Origin of the sequence: Mucilaginibacter sp. OK283, from assembly GCF_900110415.1 — a bacterium.
Classification (GTDB): domain Bacteria; phylum Bacteroidota; class Bacteroidia; order Sphingobacteriales; family Sphingobacteriaceae; genus Mucilaginibacter.
Genome location: NZ_FODR01000001.1, coordinates 712633 through 728443 on the forward strand (window position 1 = coordinate 712633; position 15811 = coordinate 728443).

Annotated in this window: 14 protein-coding genes; 7 read left to right on the forward strand and 7 right to left on the reverse strand. The window is 43.0% G+C overall.

The genetic code is table 11. The features are described 5' to 3' along the window. Nucleotides 1-24 precede the first annotated feature (24 nt). The 4 genes from BMX56_RS03040 to BMX56_RS03055 all read left to right on the forward strand — a co-directional run bounded on the left by BMX56_RS03040 (nt 25) and on the right by BMX56_RS03055 (nt 3632). The gene (locus tag BMX56_RS03040) at nt 25-756 is read left to right on the forward strand and encodes an SDR family oxidoreductase (protein WP_090640582.1); all 732 of its coding nucleotides are present in this window, start codon (nt 25-27) and stop codon (nt 754-756) included. A gap of 69 nt (nt 757-825) precedes the next feature. Next, nucleotides 826-1665, forward strand: a complete 840-nt coding sequence (locus BMX56_RS03045) for an SDR family oxidoreductase (RefSeq protein ID WP_090640587.1) — start codon at nt 826-828, stop codon at nt 1663-1665. Continuing rightward, nucleotides 1632-1910 (forward strand): Atu4866 domain-containing protein, encoded by a 279-nt coding sequence (locus BMX56_RS03050; RefSeq protein ID WP_090640590.1) that lies wholly within the window; start codon nt 1632-1634, stop codon nt 1908-1910. The genes BMX56_RS03045 and BMX56_RS03050 overlap by 34 nt, the downstream gene beginning before the upstream one ends. A 96-nt stretch (nt 1911-2006) precedes the next feature. Next, entirely contained in the window at nt 2007-3632 is a 1626-nt protein-coding gene (locus BMX56_RS03055) for an NADP-dependent glyceraldehyde-3-phosphate dehydrogenase (protein ID WP_090640596.1), read from the forward strand. Nucleotides 3633-3718: 86 nt separating this feature from the next. Here the strand turns inward: BMX56_RS03055 and BMX56_RS03060 are convergent, their stop codons facing one another. Together BMX56_RS03060 and BMX56_RS03065 are read right to left on the reverse strand one after the other, a co-directional pair. Next, nucleotides 3719-4396, reverse strand: a complete 678-nt coding sequence (locus BMX56_RS03060) for a DUF2306 domain-containing protein (RefSeq protein WP_090640606.1) — start codon at nt 4394-4396, stop codon at nt 3719-3721. Then, entirely contained in the window at nt 4393-6321 is a 1929-nt protein-coding gene (locus BMX56_RS03065) for a WG repeat-containing protein (protein WP_090640611.1), read from the reverse strand. Before BMX56_RS03065 ends, BMX56_RS03060 begins: the two co-directional genes overlap by 4 nt. 186 nt (nt 6322-6507) lie before the next feature. Here BMX56_RS03065 and BMX56_RS03070 point away from each other — a divergent pair, with 186 nt between their 5' ends. After that, complete coding sequence (locus BMX56_RS03070) at nt 6508-7053, forward strand: peroxiredoxin (RefSeq protein ID WP_090470236.1); 546 nt, start codon at nt 6508-6510, stop codon at nt 7051-7053. A 377-nt stretch (nt 7054-7430) separates the two neighbouring features. Continuing rightward, complete coding sequence (locus BMX56_RS03075; protein WP_090640614.1) at nt 7431-8015, forward strand: carboxymuconolactone decarboxylase family protein; 585 nt, start codon at nt 7431-7433, stop codon at nt 8013-8015. Nucleotides 8016-8280: 265 nt separating this feature from the next. Here BMX56_RS03075 and BMX56_RS03080 read toward each other — a convergent pair whose 3' ends face one another. The 5 genes from BMX56_RS03080 to BMX56_RS03100 form a co-directional block, all read right to left on the reverse strand. Then, on the reverse strand, nt 8281-9831 hold the full coding sequence (locus tag BMX56_RS03080; protein WP_090640615.1) for a DHA2 family efflux MFS transporter permease subunit: 1551 nt from the start codon (nt 9829-9831) through the stop codon (nt 8281-8283). 7 nt (nt 9832-9838) lie between these two features. Continuing rightward, the gene (locus BMX56_RS03085; RefSeq protein WP_090640617.1) at nt 9839-10897 is read right to left on the reverse strand and encodes an HlyD family secretion protein; all 1059 of its coding nucleotides are present in this window, start codon (nt 10895-10897) and stop codon (nt 9839-9841) included. 20 nt (nt 10898-10917) lie between these two features. Continuing rightward, nucleotides 10918-12291: a TolC family protein gene (locus BMX56_RS03090; protein ID WP_090640621.1), complete on the reverse strand. Its 1374-nt coding sequence runs from the start codon at nt 12289-12291 to the stop codon at nt 10918-10920. Next, nucleotides 12275-12922 carry a TetR/AcrR family transcriptional regulator gene (locus BMX56_RS03095; RefSeq protein ID WP_090640624.1) on the reverse strand — a complete coding sequence of 216 codons (648 nt, stop codon included), beginning with the start codon at nt 12920-12922 and terminating at the stop codon, nt 12275-12277. The genes BMX56_RS03090 and BMX56_RS03095 overlap by 17 nt, the downstream gene beginning before the upstream one ends. 738 nt (nt 12923-13660) lie before the next feature. Then, on the reverse strand, nt 13661-14458 hold the full coding sequence (locus tag BMX56_RS03100) for an NIPSNAP family protein (RefSeq protein ID WP_090640629.1): 798 nt from the start codon (nt 14456-14458) through the stop codon (nt 13661-13663). A 182-nt stretch (nt 14459-14640) separates the two neighbouring features. Between BMX56_RS03100 and dinB the strand changes: the two genes are divergently transcribed. Then, complete coding sequence (gene dinB / locus BMX56_RS03105; protein ID WP_090640632.1) at nt 14641-15762, forward strand: DNA polymerase IV; 1122 nt, start codon at nt 14641-14643, stop codon at nt 15760-15762. The last annotated feature ends 49 nt before the right edge of the window (nt 15763-15811 follow it).

Genomic DNA, 15811 nt, shown 5'->3' on the forward strand with positions numbered 1-15811 from the left:
TACATGTGCCTAAAAACAATAACGATGGAAAATATTAAAAACAAAGTTATAGTGATAACCGGCGCCAGCAGCGGGATTGGTGCCGTTGCTGCCCAAAAGTTGGCCGCGCTTGGTGCCAAAGTTGTATTGGCCGCCCGCCGGGAAGACCAGCTAAAGGCCATAGTTGCCGAAATAGGCGACAATGCCATCTATATACCAACTGATGTAAGCAAACGTGCCGATCTGGATAACCTTATCCAACAGGCTATCGACAAGTTTGGCCATGTAGATGTGTTGTGGAACAATGCCGGCATTATGCCCATATCCTTTTTTGAGGAAGGCCTGGTTGATGAGTGGGACCGGATGATCGACATCAATATTAAAGGGGTGCTATATGGCATTAATGCTGTGTTGCCACACATGCTGCAACGCGGGCAGGGCCATATCCTGGCAACCTCGTCCGTTGGCGGTATCAAAACATCTCCTGGTATTGGTGTGTACTCCGCAACTAAATTCGCGGTAAAGGCCATTATGGAAACCCTACGCGAAGAAGTGGCACAAACCATTAAGGTAACCACTATTTTCCCGGGCGCAACGCAATCCGAACTGGGGCATGATATTACCAGCCCAAAGATAAAAGCCCTGTACGGCAACCTTAAAAACATGCCTAAAATGGACGAAGACGCTATAGCAGATGCAGTAATTTACGCCATCGGCCAACCCGGCAATGTATCTGTCAACGAACTGGTGATTAGGCCCCTTGGGCAAACAAGATAATTAACACAAATAATTAACCGGTGAAATCATTTAACACTCAGTGAAATCACCCAATAAATCAAAACAATCATGAGCAATCAAAATATATGGTTTGTAACCGGCGCCTCAAAAGGGCTGGGACTTACCCTTGTAAAAAAGCTATTAAGTGAAGGCTATAAAGTAGCCGCTACATCAAGAAACATCAGCGACCTTGAAAACGCGGTAGGCATAACCAGCGATGCGTTTTTACCCCTTGCGGTTAACATCAAAAGTGAAGAAAGCGTTCAGCAGGCTATCGAAAAAACCATCAGCACTTTTGGTAAAATAGACGTGGTAGTTAACAACGCCGGCTACGGCATGCTGGGCGGCCTGGAAGAAACAACCGACCAGGAGGCCCGCGACAACTTTGATGTAAACGTGTTCGGGTCATTAAACATCATCCGCAAAGTATTGCCTTACCTGCGTGCACAACAATCAGGTCATATTATCAATATATCATCAATAGGTGGTTTTGTTGGTGGCTATCCGGGGTTTGGGGTTTACTGTGCTACCAAATTCGCTGTAAATGGCTTCTCTGAAGCTTTAGATGCCGAGGTAAAACCATTTGGCATCAAAGTAACCATTGTGGAGCCGGGATACTTCCGTACCAACTTCCTTTCAGAAGGATCGCTGATTGTCCCTAAAAACCCGATTGATGCTTACCAAAATGTACGCGACTCGCAAAACCTGCACCAAAATCAGATGGACCAGCAACAAGCCGGTGATCCTGAAAAAGCAGCGGCTGCGATGATAAAAATTGCAAACCAACCCGATGCCCCATTGAATTTATTTTTAGGTGAGGATGCCTACCAACTGGCCCACCAAAAAATAGCATCGGTACAAAACGATTTGGAAACATGGAAAGAATTAACAACCTCAACTGGTTTTTAACAACAAAAAATAACGAGCATATAGGCGTTTGGGTAACCAAAGACGGTTATATACGCCATGAATTTTTACCAAACGGTCGTTACGATGAAGCGCGCGGCGATATAAAAAGCGCTTATACCGGTTACTATAACAGGTTAGGCAACCACGTTGAATACCTGGATGATACCGGCTTTGTAGCCGAAGGTGATTTTAAAGACGGTGTTTTTTATCACGCAGGTATGGTATTATATAAAGAGAGTGCCTGAATTACAAATTTCGTAATTCTGCTTATCGACCATAAAAAAGCTTGCTTATAAAAGCAGGCTTTTTTTACCTTTATAAAAATCTAATACCTATAGAATATGAGTTTTAAAGACCAGATAACTTCGATATTTGTGCCCGAAAGCCAGATTGGCTTTGGGTTTCAGACAGAAGAAGTACACCAGCGTGAATACCTGAGCGATGGCGAAATGAAACCATGGGATGGCGAAGTAAACGAAGTATACTCGCCAATTGGCTTTTTTGATGCCGATGGCAACTTTGCCCGCAAGCTAATTGGAACCTACCCCGTTTGTACCGAAAAGGAAGCCTTTGAATCATTAGATGCCGCGATTGCAGCCTATGACAATGGCCGGGGCGAGTGGCCCACCATGAGCATTGCCGACCGTATTAAATGCATGGAGCGCTTTATTTACAAGATGAGCGAACAGCGCAGCCTGGTGGTAAAACTGCTGATGTGGGAGATAGGTAAATCCTATGGCGATTCGGCCAAAGAGTTTGACCGCACCATCGAGTACATTAATGCAACCATCGATGCGCTTAAAGATATCGACCGCCAGTCGTCGCGGTTTGAAATGGCCGAGGGGTTGATTGCCCAGATTCGCCGCTCGCCGTTGGGTGTGGTGCTGTGCATGGGGCCGTTTAATTATCCGTTGAATGAAACTTTCACCACATTAATCCCCGCCCTTATTATGGGCAATACCATACTTTTTAAACCACCAAAGCATGGTACACTTTTACATTACCCACTGTTACGGGCTTTCCAGGAGTCGTTCCCTAAGGGCGTGGTGAACACCATTTATGGCCGGGGTTCTGTGGTAACACCAGGGTTGATGGCTTCGGGCAAAGTAAATGTACTGGCCTTTATCGGCTCAAGCAAGGTAGCCAATGACCTTAAAAAACGGCACCCCAAAATAAACCGTTTGCGTGCGGTATTAAGTTTGGATGCCAAAAACGCCGCCATCGTAACCAAAAACGCCGACCTCTCTTTAGCAGTAAGCGAATGCATTTTAGGCGCATTATCGTTTAACGGCCAGCGGTGTACGGCCATAAAAATGATATTTGTTCAAAAAGATGTAGCCGACGAGTTTTTGAAACTATTGAGCGAAGCCGTTGCTAAATTGCCGTTTGGCTTGCCCTGGGATAAAGACGTAAAACTTACGCCTTTGCCCGAGCCGCATAAGCCAGCTTACCTTACCGATATTGTTGAAGATGCTATCGCCAATGGGGCAAAAGTAATTAACGAAAACGGCGGCGAAACGGTGGCCTCATTCTTTTACCCTGCCATCGTATACCCGGTTAATGAAAAAATGAAACTGTACCGCGAAGAGCAGTTTGGCCCGGTAATTCCGGTTGTTCCGTTTGAATCAATAGAGGAGCCTATTGAGTACCAGATAGATTCGCCGCATGGTATGCAGGTGAGCATATTTAGTAACGATGCCAAAGAGATCTCCTCGCTGATAGATCCGTTTGTGAACCTGGTAAGCCGGGTAAACATCAACAGTCAGTGCCAGCGCGGCCCGGATGTATTCCCTTTCACCGGTCGTAAAGATAGTGCCGAGGGCACCCTTTCGGTACATGACGCGTTAAGGGCTTTCTCCATCCGTTCGTTAGTGGCTACCAAAATGAACGATGCGAACAAACAGATCATTAATGACATTGTAAACGACAACGAATCTAATTTCCTGAGCACGAAGTTTATTCTATAGGTGAAGCCCCCTAACCCCCTGAAGGGGGAACAACAGCGGAGAAGCAAAAAACAGAAAGGCCTGGTGCGAAACGCCAGGCCTTTCTGCTAATCAAAAAGCTCCCCTTTCAGGGGGCTGGGGGGCTTCGTCTTCAGGGGATTAGGGGGCTGGGGCTTCGCTTCTTTTATATTAATCATTTCCACCAGTACCAAATTTGGCACCCAGCTTAAAAAAGCGATGATGATATAATTGTTATCAAAGTTTACCCCGTTGCCAAAAACGTGGAAAAGCAGGATATAAAACCTTAGGGTTACCGCACCAAAGGCAAGCCCGTAGCTACGGCGCATCATTTTAACATGTTCATCAATATTCCCTTTTTTAACGAGGGTGAATGCCAGCACAGTTGAAACTACCCAAAGCGTATTTTGTACCAGGAACGATATAAAAACACCCGTGCCCCGGCCAACAAACAGGGTCATCACGTAGGCCCCGGGCGCGGCTATAAACAATACGCCAATGATATATATATTCCCTAATACCTTATGTAGCCGCCGGTTGGTATATACTGTTTTTGAAAACTGGAAAAAGCCAACCAGTAATATAATGCTGCTGGCAAAAATATGGCAATAAAATGCCGGCATGTACCAGCCTGTTTTAATAGCTGCCTGTTTAAAACCCAAAAAGAAAGCATGATTATGCGCAAAACTCTCATAAAAGGTACCCAGGCTTAAAATGGCTATCCATATAAAAGCAAAGTATCTTAATAGCCTTGCGGTAATACTCATCTGGAAGTTAAAGCGTTGATCTTTTTAATATTTAATGGTTTTTCGTTTAGCTTGTTGTTAATAAATGCGATGTTGTATTTATCGATAACAGTAAGCGAATCATCAACATTTGCATTCTTTGTTGTATCGGCCGACTGGAAACGATACTCAAAAACATCACTCCATTCTTTAGCTTTAAACCTGTATTTATAAGAAGCGTAGATCTCATTTTTCATATACTTTAGCATTTCCTTAGTGAGGTGATCTACCGTTTTGGTTTTTCTGTCCGGATATACTCCAAAACCCAAAGTGTAACAAGCCTGTAAGTATGAATCGTCAAGCTTTACATATTGTGTAGGGAATACCCTTTTTGATTCCAACGCTACAAATTTGCCCCCCTTTACTTGCAGGTAATGATACAATCTGCCCTCGTCAATACTGACGGCCTCACCTTGTAATCTCACCCCGATATCAGATGTTGTTTTAAACTCAAACAATGAATCGTTAAGTGCTTTAATCGAGTATTCGCGGCAATCGCCGGTCAGGTTGCCGGTACTTTCCTCTTCTCCTAAGCTTAAATCCGCATTAAAGCCCAATATTTGGTTGCGCTTTTTATCAACTACAAGCACATTTTTACTTCGGTAAAGCCCTCCGCGACCGCCTAAGTAGTCATTGGCAATAGTATAATAAACGCTTTGGAACCAATTATCAGCACTTTCTTCTTTACCTGCACCATCAAATGAAACGGCTATCGACCCGCTGCCATCCTGCATTTCCTCAGATTCGGTTCCTGATAATTTTCGTAGCGGGTTAGGAAAATCTATAAACCGGGGCAACAGCTGCAGGTTGGCAAGATAGGATGGCGATATAATGATCGAGGTTGACCAATCCCGCGAATTGTACTCCATAATATTTTTTGAGCTCTTTTCTGATAATTCATAGGATTCGCCAAAAGTTTTAATTTGAGTTATCGCGTCGGCAATTTTAAAATCCGTTATCTTATCAGATATCGAGGTATCCCCCTTCAGATAGAAGAAGCCTTCGCCGTTTTTCAATACTGCTAAATTCTCACCGGTTTTTAACGGATAAATATCGTCGTAATCAGCATCAGCAATTAATTTACCATCAATGTTATACAGACCTTTTTTACCACCTTTTTCAACTTCAATTAAACCATCTACAGTGCCACCAACATTGTGTATCAAATCATATTCAACCGGGATTATCTCTTTAAGGTCAGGATTTAGAAGTCCCATTTTAAACTCGTCGTGTTTTGTTTTATATGGATTTGGGTTATAGAAATCAACCGGGAATTTACCTTTTACTACGTAAAAGAATGTTTTGCTATTAACATGATCAAACCATATTACACTATCGTACTTCGTTTTTAACTTTTCGGCCGTTTTAAATGCGGCAAGTGTAATAGCACTATAAATATCTTTTTCGGGCGTAATTTTGTTATATACTTTTGCCTGGTAGGTCACATAATCCTTCACAAAGCCAAGCGCATTTACCTGGGTTATTTTGTAGTTTTTGTCATCCATTTTATGGATGGTAAACGTTAAGGTCGATTTTTCTTCCGGCAGATTAGCATTCTTAAAAGTGGCAGCTATCGTTGCAGTAGCAAACTCGGGATTTGTCAATTTTATCAGGGCATCTTCGGTATTTAAACTCACCGTAAAAATGGGCTTCTTCTTACCGCCGGTATTGGTTTTATTGGTAAGTACGCTTAACAATACCCTTACCAGTTTACTTTTTTGATTGTCTTCAAAATAAGCGCTGGCCGAATCAATGTTGCCGGCTTTTATTTGCGCGTTAAAAGCATTCAAAAACTGCGTTATTTCGCCCTTCTCGGGTTTGCTCAGGTATTTGCCCCGGATAAATAAAAAGCTGCAAATCAGCAGCACAACAATCGCAATTATGATCAGAATAGGTTTGGTTTTCATGATACCAATATAGATATTTTAATCTGATGCCAAAATATTTGTTAACCGGGCAGATTTAACTACGGAAGGCCCTTTTAGATAATGTTAAACTAAACTATCAATAAAATCTATAGAGTATAGATTTTTAGAATGGAAGGCTGACTTTTAAATCAGTATATTTGCATAAATAATAATAAAAAGACACTTATGTTAACGATAGGACAAAAATTCCCCCAGTTTTCTAAAACGGCCGTAGTTAGCCTTGAAAAAGGTAAAGAGTTTGAAACACTTACTTCTGAGTATTTGGTGAATGATGATAACGTTTGGACAGTAATGTTCTGGTGGCCAAAAGATTTCACTTTTGTATGCCCAACTGAAATTGCTGAGTTCAATAAAAACTATGGCGAGTTCCGCGACCGCGAAACCCGTTTAATTGGTGCTTCTACCGATTCGGAATTTGTACACGCTGCCTGGAGACGCGATCATGACGACCTGCGCGATTTGAAATTCCCGATGCTTGCCGATACTTCAAAATCATTGGCCGAAGACTTGGGCATATTAGAGCCAACCGAAAAAATCGCTTACCGTGCTACCTTCATCATCGATCCTACCGGCATTATCCGTTGGGTATCTGTTAACGATTTAAGCGTAGGCCGTAACGTTAAAGAAGTTTTACGTGTACTGGATGGTTTACAAACCGACGAACTTTGCCCATGCAACTGGGAAAAAGGCCAGGAAACACTTACCGTTTAATTCCCCCTACAACATATGTTCCCCGTACAGTTAATTATTGTGCGGGGATTTTTTATAAGTTGATTATTGGTGACAACACCAACGATGGGCGGTTGAAATCACACACAATAAAAAACTGTCATGCTGAGGTACGAAGCATCTGTTCGCGAACTTTACTATCGGTCTTGCATAGCTGATAGATCCTTCGTACCTCAGGATGACAGGAAAATTGGATAGGTTAAAGGTAGTAAGAAACGTCTGCTGGAACCATGCGAATGCAAAATGCATGGCAGACAATAGATGCTTCGTGCCTCAGCATGACAGTGGAGAACAAGCCCTTAAAAATTAATATCAAAATGGTATCAAAGCCTTCTCTTTAAGCATAAAAACAAAACACCATGAACGAAAGTACCGAAGTGATCCAGGAAATACTGGAAAGTATTGGATTAGATAAAGATTACCGTACCACCAGCCTTACACTGTTAGAAAAAGGTGAATCGCGCTATTTACGCGATTTGAAGCTGAATTTTACAAGCACGCTTACATCGGCTCATTTAACCGCCAAGGAATGTGCCCTGTTGGGTTTAAGCATCGCGGTTAATAACAACAACACGCCGCTTACCAATTACTTTACCAAATACGCCGAAATACAGGAAGCTACCGCTGCCGAAATTGGCGAGGCTGTGGGCTGCGCATCGTTGCTGGCCTCAAATAATGTATTTTACAGGTTTAGGCATTTTACGCAAAAAGAAAAATATACCCAGATTCCAGCACGCATCCGCATGCAGCTGATGATGAAGCCTGTTACCGGGAAAGAGTTTTTTGAGTTGATGAGCCTGGCGGTTTCGGCTGTAAATGGCTGCGAAATGTGCGTAAACGCCCATGAAGATTCGCTGATAAAATTAGCAACTACCGAGGAGCGCATTTTTGATGCTGTACGTATAGCATCGTTGGTTACCGCTACCGGCAAGGTTATTTTTTAGCCATCAACAATATATGAGCATAAAAAAAGCATGAGATTTAAAAATTTCATGCTTTTTTCATAAATAACAGTTTATTACTTAATAAAATTTGCGTTTGTTAATTAAAAACTTCTAAATTTATGCCTAAGATTAAACAAACCTCGATTACACTTATTTTTTATTGAAAATCAATTGTATCTCGGGGAGAGTTATTAAATTTTAATTGTTAATTTTTTTTGGGGAAAGCCGTTCCAGGTAATAGTGGAACGGCTTTTATCGTATCAGATTAATGCGCGTCTACCGGCATTTTGGCGTTTGATTTCTTGAATGGCTGCAGATATAGCAACGGGATTGAAAATAACATTACCAGGCCCGATATCCAGTAAGCATCGTCATAAGTTAATAACAGCACCTGTTTGGTTAAAGCACCTTCAATAGCGCCGTATGCCATCCGGGTAGCATCAATTAACGAGTGCCCTTTGGCCATGAAGGCATGTATCGAGTTATTAACCCTGTCAATGAGCGCGGGGTTGGTTGCTGTAATATTTGTTAACAGGTTGTTACGGTGTACGCCCTGGCGTATGTGAATAACAGTAGTTAGCGTAGCAATACCAAATGAACCGCCAAGCTGGCGCATCATATTGTTTAAGCCCGTTCCCTGCCCCACTTCGGGCCCTTTCAGGTCGGCAATGGCCAGGGTAGTTAAGGGCACAAATAACAAGGCCATGCCTACGCCACGTATCATTAACGGTAAAAAGAAATTGTGGGTACCCATAGCCAGGGTAGAGTTGCTGAGCATAGTGGTAAACACAAAAAACAAGAACATGCCGGCGGTAGCCATAAACTGGGCCGGGATACCTTTATTAAGCATTTTACCTATAAAAGGCATCATTACAATGGTACATAACCCGCCGGGAAACAAAATTTCGCCGGTTTGCTGCGCGTCAAACCCCAATAAATTCTGGCAAAATACCGGGAACACAAACACCGAGCCGTACAATCCAAAACCCAGTACGAACGAGGTGAACATACCTACTGCAAAACTGCGGTGCCGCAATATGGAAAAGTTAACAATAGGGTAATCGATGCTCATTTCGCGCCATATAAAAAGTATTAAACCTAAAATGGCGCTTATGGTTAACACCGTTATATAAGGTGTGGCAAACCAATCTTCCGATTCGCCTTTTTCCAATATAGTTTGCAGGCTGCCTACGGCCACCGCCAGCAAGGCAATGCCCCACCAGTCTATCGGTTTTCCTTTTGCTTCCTTTGGCGTTTCCCTAACATAGGTATAGGCTAAAAAAGCGGCCATTGCGCCTACAGGTATATTTACATAAAATATCCAGCGCCAGTTCATGTGCTCGGTAATATAACCGCCAATAGTTGGCCCTACGGTTGGGCCTACTACCGCACCTAAGCCAAAAAGGGCTGTAGCGGTGCCAATTTGTTCGCGGGGCCAGGTTTCTATCAAAATAGCCTGTGATGTTGATATTAAACCACCACCTGCCAAACCCTGCAAAATACGAAACAGCACAAGCTCGTTAAGGCTGGTTGCATTACCGCATAAAAATGACGCTATGGTAAATACAATTATCGACGTAATAAAGTAGTTTTTTCGTCCGAATTTGCTGCCCAGCCAGCCCGACATGGGCAGTATAATTACGTTTGCCACGGCATACCCGGTAACCACCCAGGCCACATCCTCGAGGGTTGCGCCAAGGTTACCTTGTATTTTGGGCAGCGAAACGTTCACAATAGTGGTATCAATCAGCTCCAATAATGAGGCTGTGATCACAGTTATCGTGATGATCCATTTTCTAAAGCCTGTTTCAGCCATTGTGTTATTATTTAATTACAGAAACACTTACACTCATCCCAGGGCGTAATTTATCCATAGTTGCCTTGTCGGCGGTTATTTTAATTTTAACGGGTACGCGTTGTACAACCTTTACAAAGTTACCGGTGGCATTATCAGGGGGCAATAATGAAAACTTGGCGCCTGTTGCCGGCGAAAAATTGTAAACCTCGCCCTCAATTTTTAAATCAGGGTAAGCATCAACCTCAACTTCAACTTTTTGTCCGTTTTTCATGTCGGTAAGCTGTGTTTCTTTAAAGTTGGCAGTTATAAATAAACTGTTATCATTTACAATGCTAAACAATGTTTGCCCCGCCTGTACCAACTGACCCAACTGTACGCTCTTTTTAGCGGCTAACCCGCTTGATGGCGCCTTGATAGTGGTATAGCTTAGTTGCAGCTTTGCATAATCAATATCAACCTGTTTCTGGGTTACACCGGTGTTGGTAACTTTTAACTGGCTGCGGGTGGTGCCAATTTGCTCAACCGCTGCTTTGTATTGGTCTTGAGATGCCCTAAGGTTAGCTTTTGCCACATCCAGATCGGCCTTGGCCTGGTCAAATTGTTGCTGTGTTACCGATCCATCCTTTATCAGGTTGGCATAACGTGCATAATCTTTCTGCACTTTATCTAAACGGGCCGCATTTGATTCAACCTGCGCCCTTGCACTTGACGAATTTGCCTGCGTAGCATAAATCTGCGATTGGTTAACATTGATGCCCGCACTTGCGCCAACCTGTGCTGCCTGTGCCTGCTCTAATTTTATTTTGTAATCGTGGTCGTCTATTTTTACCAAAGTTTGGCCAGCTGTAACGTGGCTGTTTTCTTCAAAATAAATAGAATCAACGTATCCGCCTACGCGGGCTACTACCGGGCTTATATCGCCATCAATCTGGGCGTCATCTGTATCGATGTGTTTGCCGTAGTATATGTATTCTTTGATACCGAAAATGATACCACCAACAAGCAATACACCTAATATGATAGGGATAACTTTATTTGGTTTCTTTTTTGGTTCCTGTTCCTGAGTTTCTTGTGCCTGTGCCATCTTATTATCTGGTTTAAGTATTATTTGTTGTTAATTTTTCCTGTTGATTTTAGTAAAGTATAGTAAGCCAGGCCTGCATCGGCTTTAGCTAACTCCAGGTTTATCTGTGCCTGGTAAAGCAATGTTTCGGCATCGGCCCTATCGGTAGCTGATGCTATATTACTTTTGTATTTTGATTCGAGGATCTTATTATTTTCGCCCGCTTGCTCAATCGAAGTTTGTAAAAGCTTAATTTTATCCAAAGCCATTGTCCAGTTTTGGTAATTCTGGTTCACTTCGTTTTTAATGCGGTCAACCGTAATGCTTTTGTTTATGGTTACCTGCTCGCGCTGAATTTTAGCCTCGGTAACCTTGTTTTTGTTTGTCCACAGGTTGCCAAAGTTCCAGGAAAGGGTTAAGCCAACTGATATTGGAGTAATAAACTGCCCGCTTTTAGGAATCGGGTTCGAGTTTACATCCACATAATAGGCGCTTCCTGATGCCGCTAAAGTTGGCAATGTGTTGGCCTTTATGTTTTTGATGCTGGTTTCGGCAACTTTGCCATGTAAATCTGCCTGCTGCAATTCAACACGGCTTGCATAAGCCGAATCAAGGTAGTTGCTTAAAGGAGCAACAGGCCTGTCAGCCTCGGTTATCTGATCTATATTAAGCTGGGTACCTTCGGGCAAGCCTAACAAAACATTCAGGCTATAGTTGATGATACGGCGATTGGTTTCCAGGTCGATGCCATTCAGCTCGACATTTGAGCGTTGCAGCTGAAACCGTAACACATCATTTTTGGTAACCAAACCCTGCTCAAAAAACCTTTGCGATTGTTTGATCTGAGCATCAATAGTAGTTAAATTTTGCGCTACTACTTTTTTGCTTTGCAATACTTTATATAGGTTATAGTATGAGTTGATGATATCGTAGGTGATCTGGTCTTTATCATTAACCACATCCAAACGGGCAACCTGTGTAAGTAAATCTGTCGATTCGCGGGCATATTTGTATTTGCCACCGGCATAAAGCACTTCGCTTAACGATAGTATGCCTAAGTAAGCATCGGCCCTGTTGGGTAAATTAAAGCTGCTTTCGCCAAGCGAAAGCTTATTGGCAGGTATTTCGGCATGGTTGTAACCGTAGCTCACTTTACCGGTTGGCAAAGCCTGGTCTTTAGCCTGGTTGTATTGCGATACCGCCTGGTCAATTTTGGCCTGCGATAATTTTAATACCTTGCTGTTATCAAGGCCCAGCTTAATGGCCTCGTCTAAAGTGATGGTGCGGTCCTGGGCAGCAGCTGTTCCTGCAAGCAGCAAACCTGATACCGCGAAGGCGGTACCATACCTCCAAAACGCGCTAACTGTATGTTTCAACAGTTTAAGGTGGTTGGTTTTATTATTTTGAGTTGTCATGTTCATTTACTAAATAAGCTTTTAAAAGTCTTTTCATATATGCTTTAATCCTGGGCTTCAGCTCTTCTTCCATAAATTTTTCATCGCGAACATCATGGCCTAATATCAGGGATGATAACTGCGGCATATTGATGACGTAATTTTTGGTGCCGAATATGGTTGCTATCACCATGGGAACATCAATGTCTTTATAAAAACTGCCATTATTAACGCCCTCTTCAATTATCTTCCTGATCTCGACAACATTTACCATCAATATTTCGATGATCTTATCGGTAAGCCCCCAGCGTTTGTTCATCGATATTTCGCGGCTGATGAGCTTTTGAAAGCAGTTGTTCACAATAATGCGCTCTACGTAATTGTCAATACATTTATCAAGCTTGCACCACGCGGTCATGCTGTCGTCATTACCTATATTTTGAAGCAGTGTGCGGAACGACGAGATCTTACGCTCAAAGATTGCCAGGAAAAGACCTTCCTTTGAACCGAAATAGTAATTGAGCATAGCCATATTCACACCGGCCTCGCCCGAAATTGTCCGGGTAGAAGCTCCATCAAATCCATAGTCGGCAAACACGCGTTCGGCGACGTCAAGAATGTGGTCTTTTTTGTCTATTTTATCTTTGTCCATTGTTTTAACGGCACAAAATTAATCAAACGATTGATTAGTCAAAGAAGGTTAGGGCTAAATCGTTAATCGATTGATTAATGATTACTATTGAATGACAAAATTGTTTTCAACCAGTTAATTTTTTTTAAACTGGTAGTTTATGTATTAAGGCTGTTTTTAGCAATCCTAAATACAGTTATGAATAAACGCCCCGGAGATATAGTGATAGAAGGATAGCCCTATGGGGCAAAAGATACATTTGATCATTTTGTTCTACAACCTGGTAGCCTCTGCGGGGGGCCTAATATCTGCTAAACAAAGGTGCAATGCCTCGTAGACGCTACCAAGTTGCAGCAATATTTATCAAGAATTCTTGTATGCCATTAAGGGCCACCTATCTCAGTATTAAAAGCTATGGAAAAAGCTTAAGGGAGATCGCCTCTCGGGGTGGATACTATGTATTTATGTTTTGGAAAAACCCCAGCGGGGTTTAATGTCGGTAGAAATAGATCAAAAATATCTTCCCGTGCCGTAGGTACGTCACTATTGAACTTTTCAAGTCAAATGAGCATTGATAAATGAATAGCCAAACTGGGCGGTTAGTTCCGTACCTACGGCACGAAAAAAAGGGGGGCTTAATTATTCTACCGACATTTCACTCCTAACGGAGTGGCTTTTCAAAATTACTATCTCGTATAAAGATGCACACACACACAGTAACTTGGGGGCAAATTTCAAATTTAGGTAGCTTAAGGCTGTCTATATCTGCGAATAAGCCGTAGGCACCAGCATAGTTGATGTTATTTTGCTGACAAGCAGGGCATCCGCATATTCGGGCACGCTGCTTATTTTTTTCCATTGAGCGTCGCTGCCGAAGGCTTTCCAATGGGCATCTTTAGCGGGCAGGTCATCAAAGGTGATCATGTAGGTAAGGTTGGGCCGCTGGGGACCAATCACAGTTTCGCCCCAGAAAACAGGGTTGAAACCAAGGCGTTTAAAAATATCTATTTCGCCCTGGCCGGTAAACATTTCTATCTTTTTTTTACCTGCGGCTTCGCTGGCGCTCTGGTACTGGCGTAATTCAAAAATACGCGGCTTCTTTTCGGAGGCCGTAGCGAGTATCGTATGAGGAAATGCTTTTAAAAGGGAACTTTCTATACGGTCATAAGCAGGCGCAGTGACAGGCGCATTAAGGTAAGCAGCGGCTTTGGCAATATAGTCTTTATCGCCGCTAATCAGGTTTTGAACCCTATCAATTTGGGAGGGAGAAACATAAGGGATAAGTACAAATACTTTAGTTTGCCCTTCGGGCTTTAGCTCGGTAAATACACCGGCCCGTTTGATGGTATGACGATTTAACGCTGGTATTAATGCATTTTGCAAATAATCTTCCACCAAATTTTGCTGGCTTGCGTCTTTTAAATTATAAACCCGGAGTTCATAATATTCTTCTATCGGTACTTCGGTATGCATGGCATTGGCGTTGCTTACAGCGGGTAAAACGGTTGCAGTTACAGCACCCATTAGGGTTGATTTTACAAAAGAGCGTCTTTTCATGAAGGTATAATTGAATGTTTAAAGATAGTATTAATCCTCGTTCTTAACTTAAAAACTATCTGAGTTATAAAATTGAGTCCGTCGGCCTGCCGCCAACTCAGGCAGCAACAAGACCAGTAAAAATTACTATTTGCTATATTTACATTTGGAATACCTCTGTATAACCGCCCACAAAAGTATCCATGCAAAACCAACCCACACAAATCATCCGCAAAATTATCCATATTGATATGGATGCATTTTACGCATCGGTTGAGCAGCGGGATTTTCCTGAATATCGTGGCAAGCCGCTGGTAGTCGGTGGTTTACCACAGGGGCGGGGTGGGGTAGTGGCTACGGCGAGTTACGAGGCGCGTAAGTTTGGGGTGCGCTCGGCAATGTCGTCCAAAAGGGCATTACAGCTTTGCCCCGATGCCCTGTTTGTGCGGCCAAGGTTTGCTGCATATAAAGAAGTATCGCAACACATCAGGGAGATCTTCAGCCGGTATACCGACCTGATTGAACCATTATCTTTAGATGAAGCCTACCTCGACGTTACCAACGATAAGCTCAACATCGGCTCGGCAATTGACATAGCCAAACAAATAAAACAAGCAATAAAGGATGAACTTAACCTTACGGCATCCGCCGGTGTATCCATCAATAAATTTGTAGCCAAAATTGCTTCGGACATTAACAAGCCCGATGGATTGAAGTTTATTGGCCCATCAAGCATAGAAAGCTTTATGGAGCAATTGCCGGTAGAAAAGTTTTTTGGTGTAGGCAAAGTCACCGCTCAAAAAATGAAGCAGATGGGCCTGCATACCGGCGCCGACCTTAAAAAACTAACCGAGGATGAAATGGTACGGCATTTTGGCAAGCCCGGCCGCTTTTACTACCAGATAGTACGGGGCATTGATAATCGGGAAGTACAACCCCACCGCGAAACCAAATCGTTAGGTGCAGAGGACACTTTCGCTTATGACCTTACCACCCTGCCCGAAATGGAAGCCGAATTGGATAAAATTGCACAGGTGGTTCACAATCGTTTGCTTAAATATGAACTAAAAGGCCGCACGCTCACCCTCAAAGTAAAATACAGCGATTTTAAACAAATCACCCGAAACCAATCATTCACCACGGCTTTTAATGATTTGGAGACGATAAGTAATACGGCAAAACAATTGATGGCGGCCACCAATCCAGACGACAATACCCGCATCCGGTTGCTGGGGATTTCGCTATCGAATTTTGGTGATATTGTGCCGAAACAACGGGAAGAAAAAGAGGCCGGGCCAGGCGATCAGCTTGCACTGCAGCTGTAAGTTTTACTTGCTGAGACGGCGCCATTGGGGAGCCCTGAAGCATCGTTAA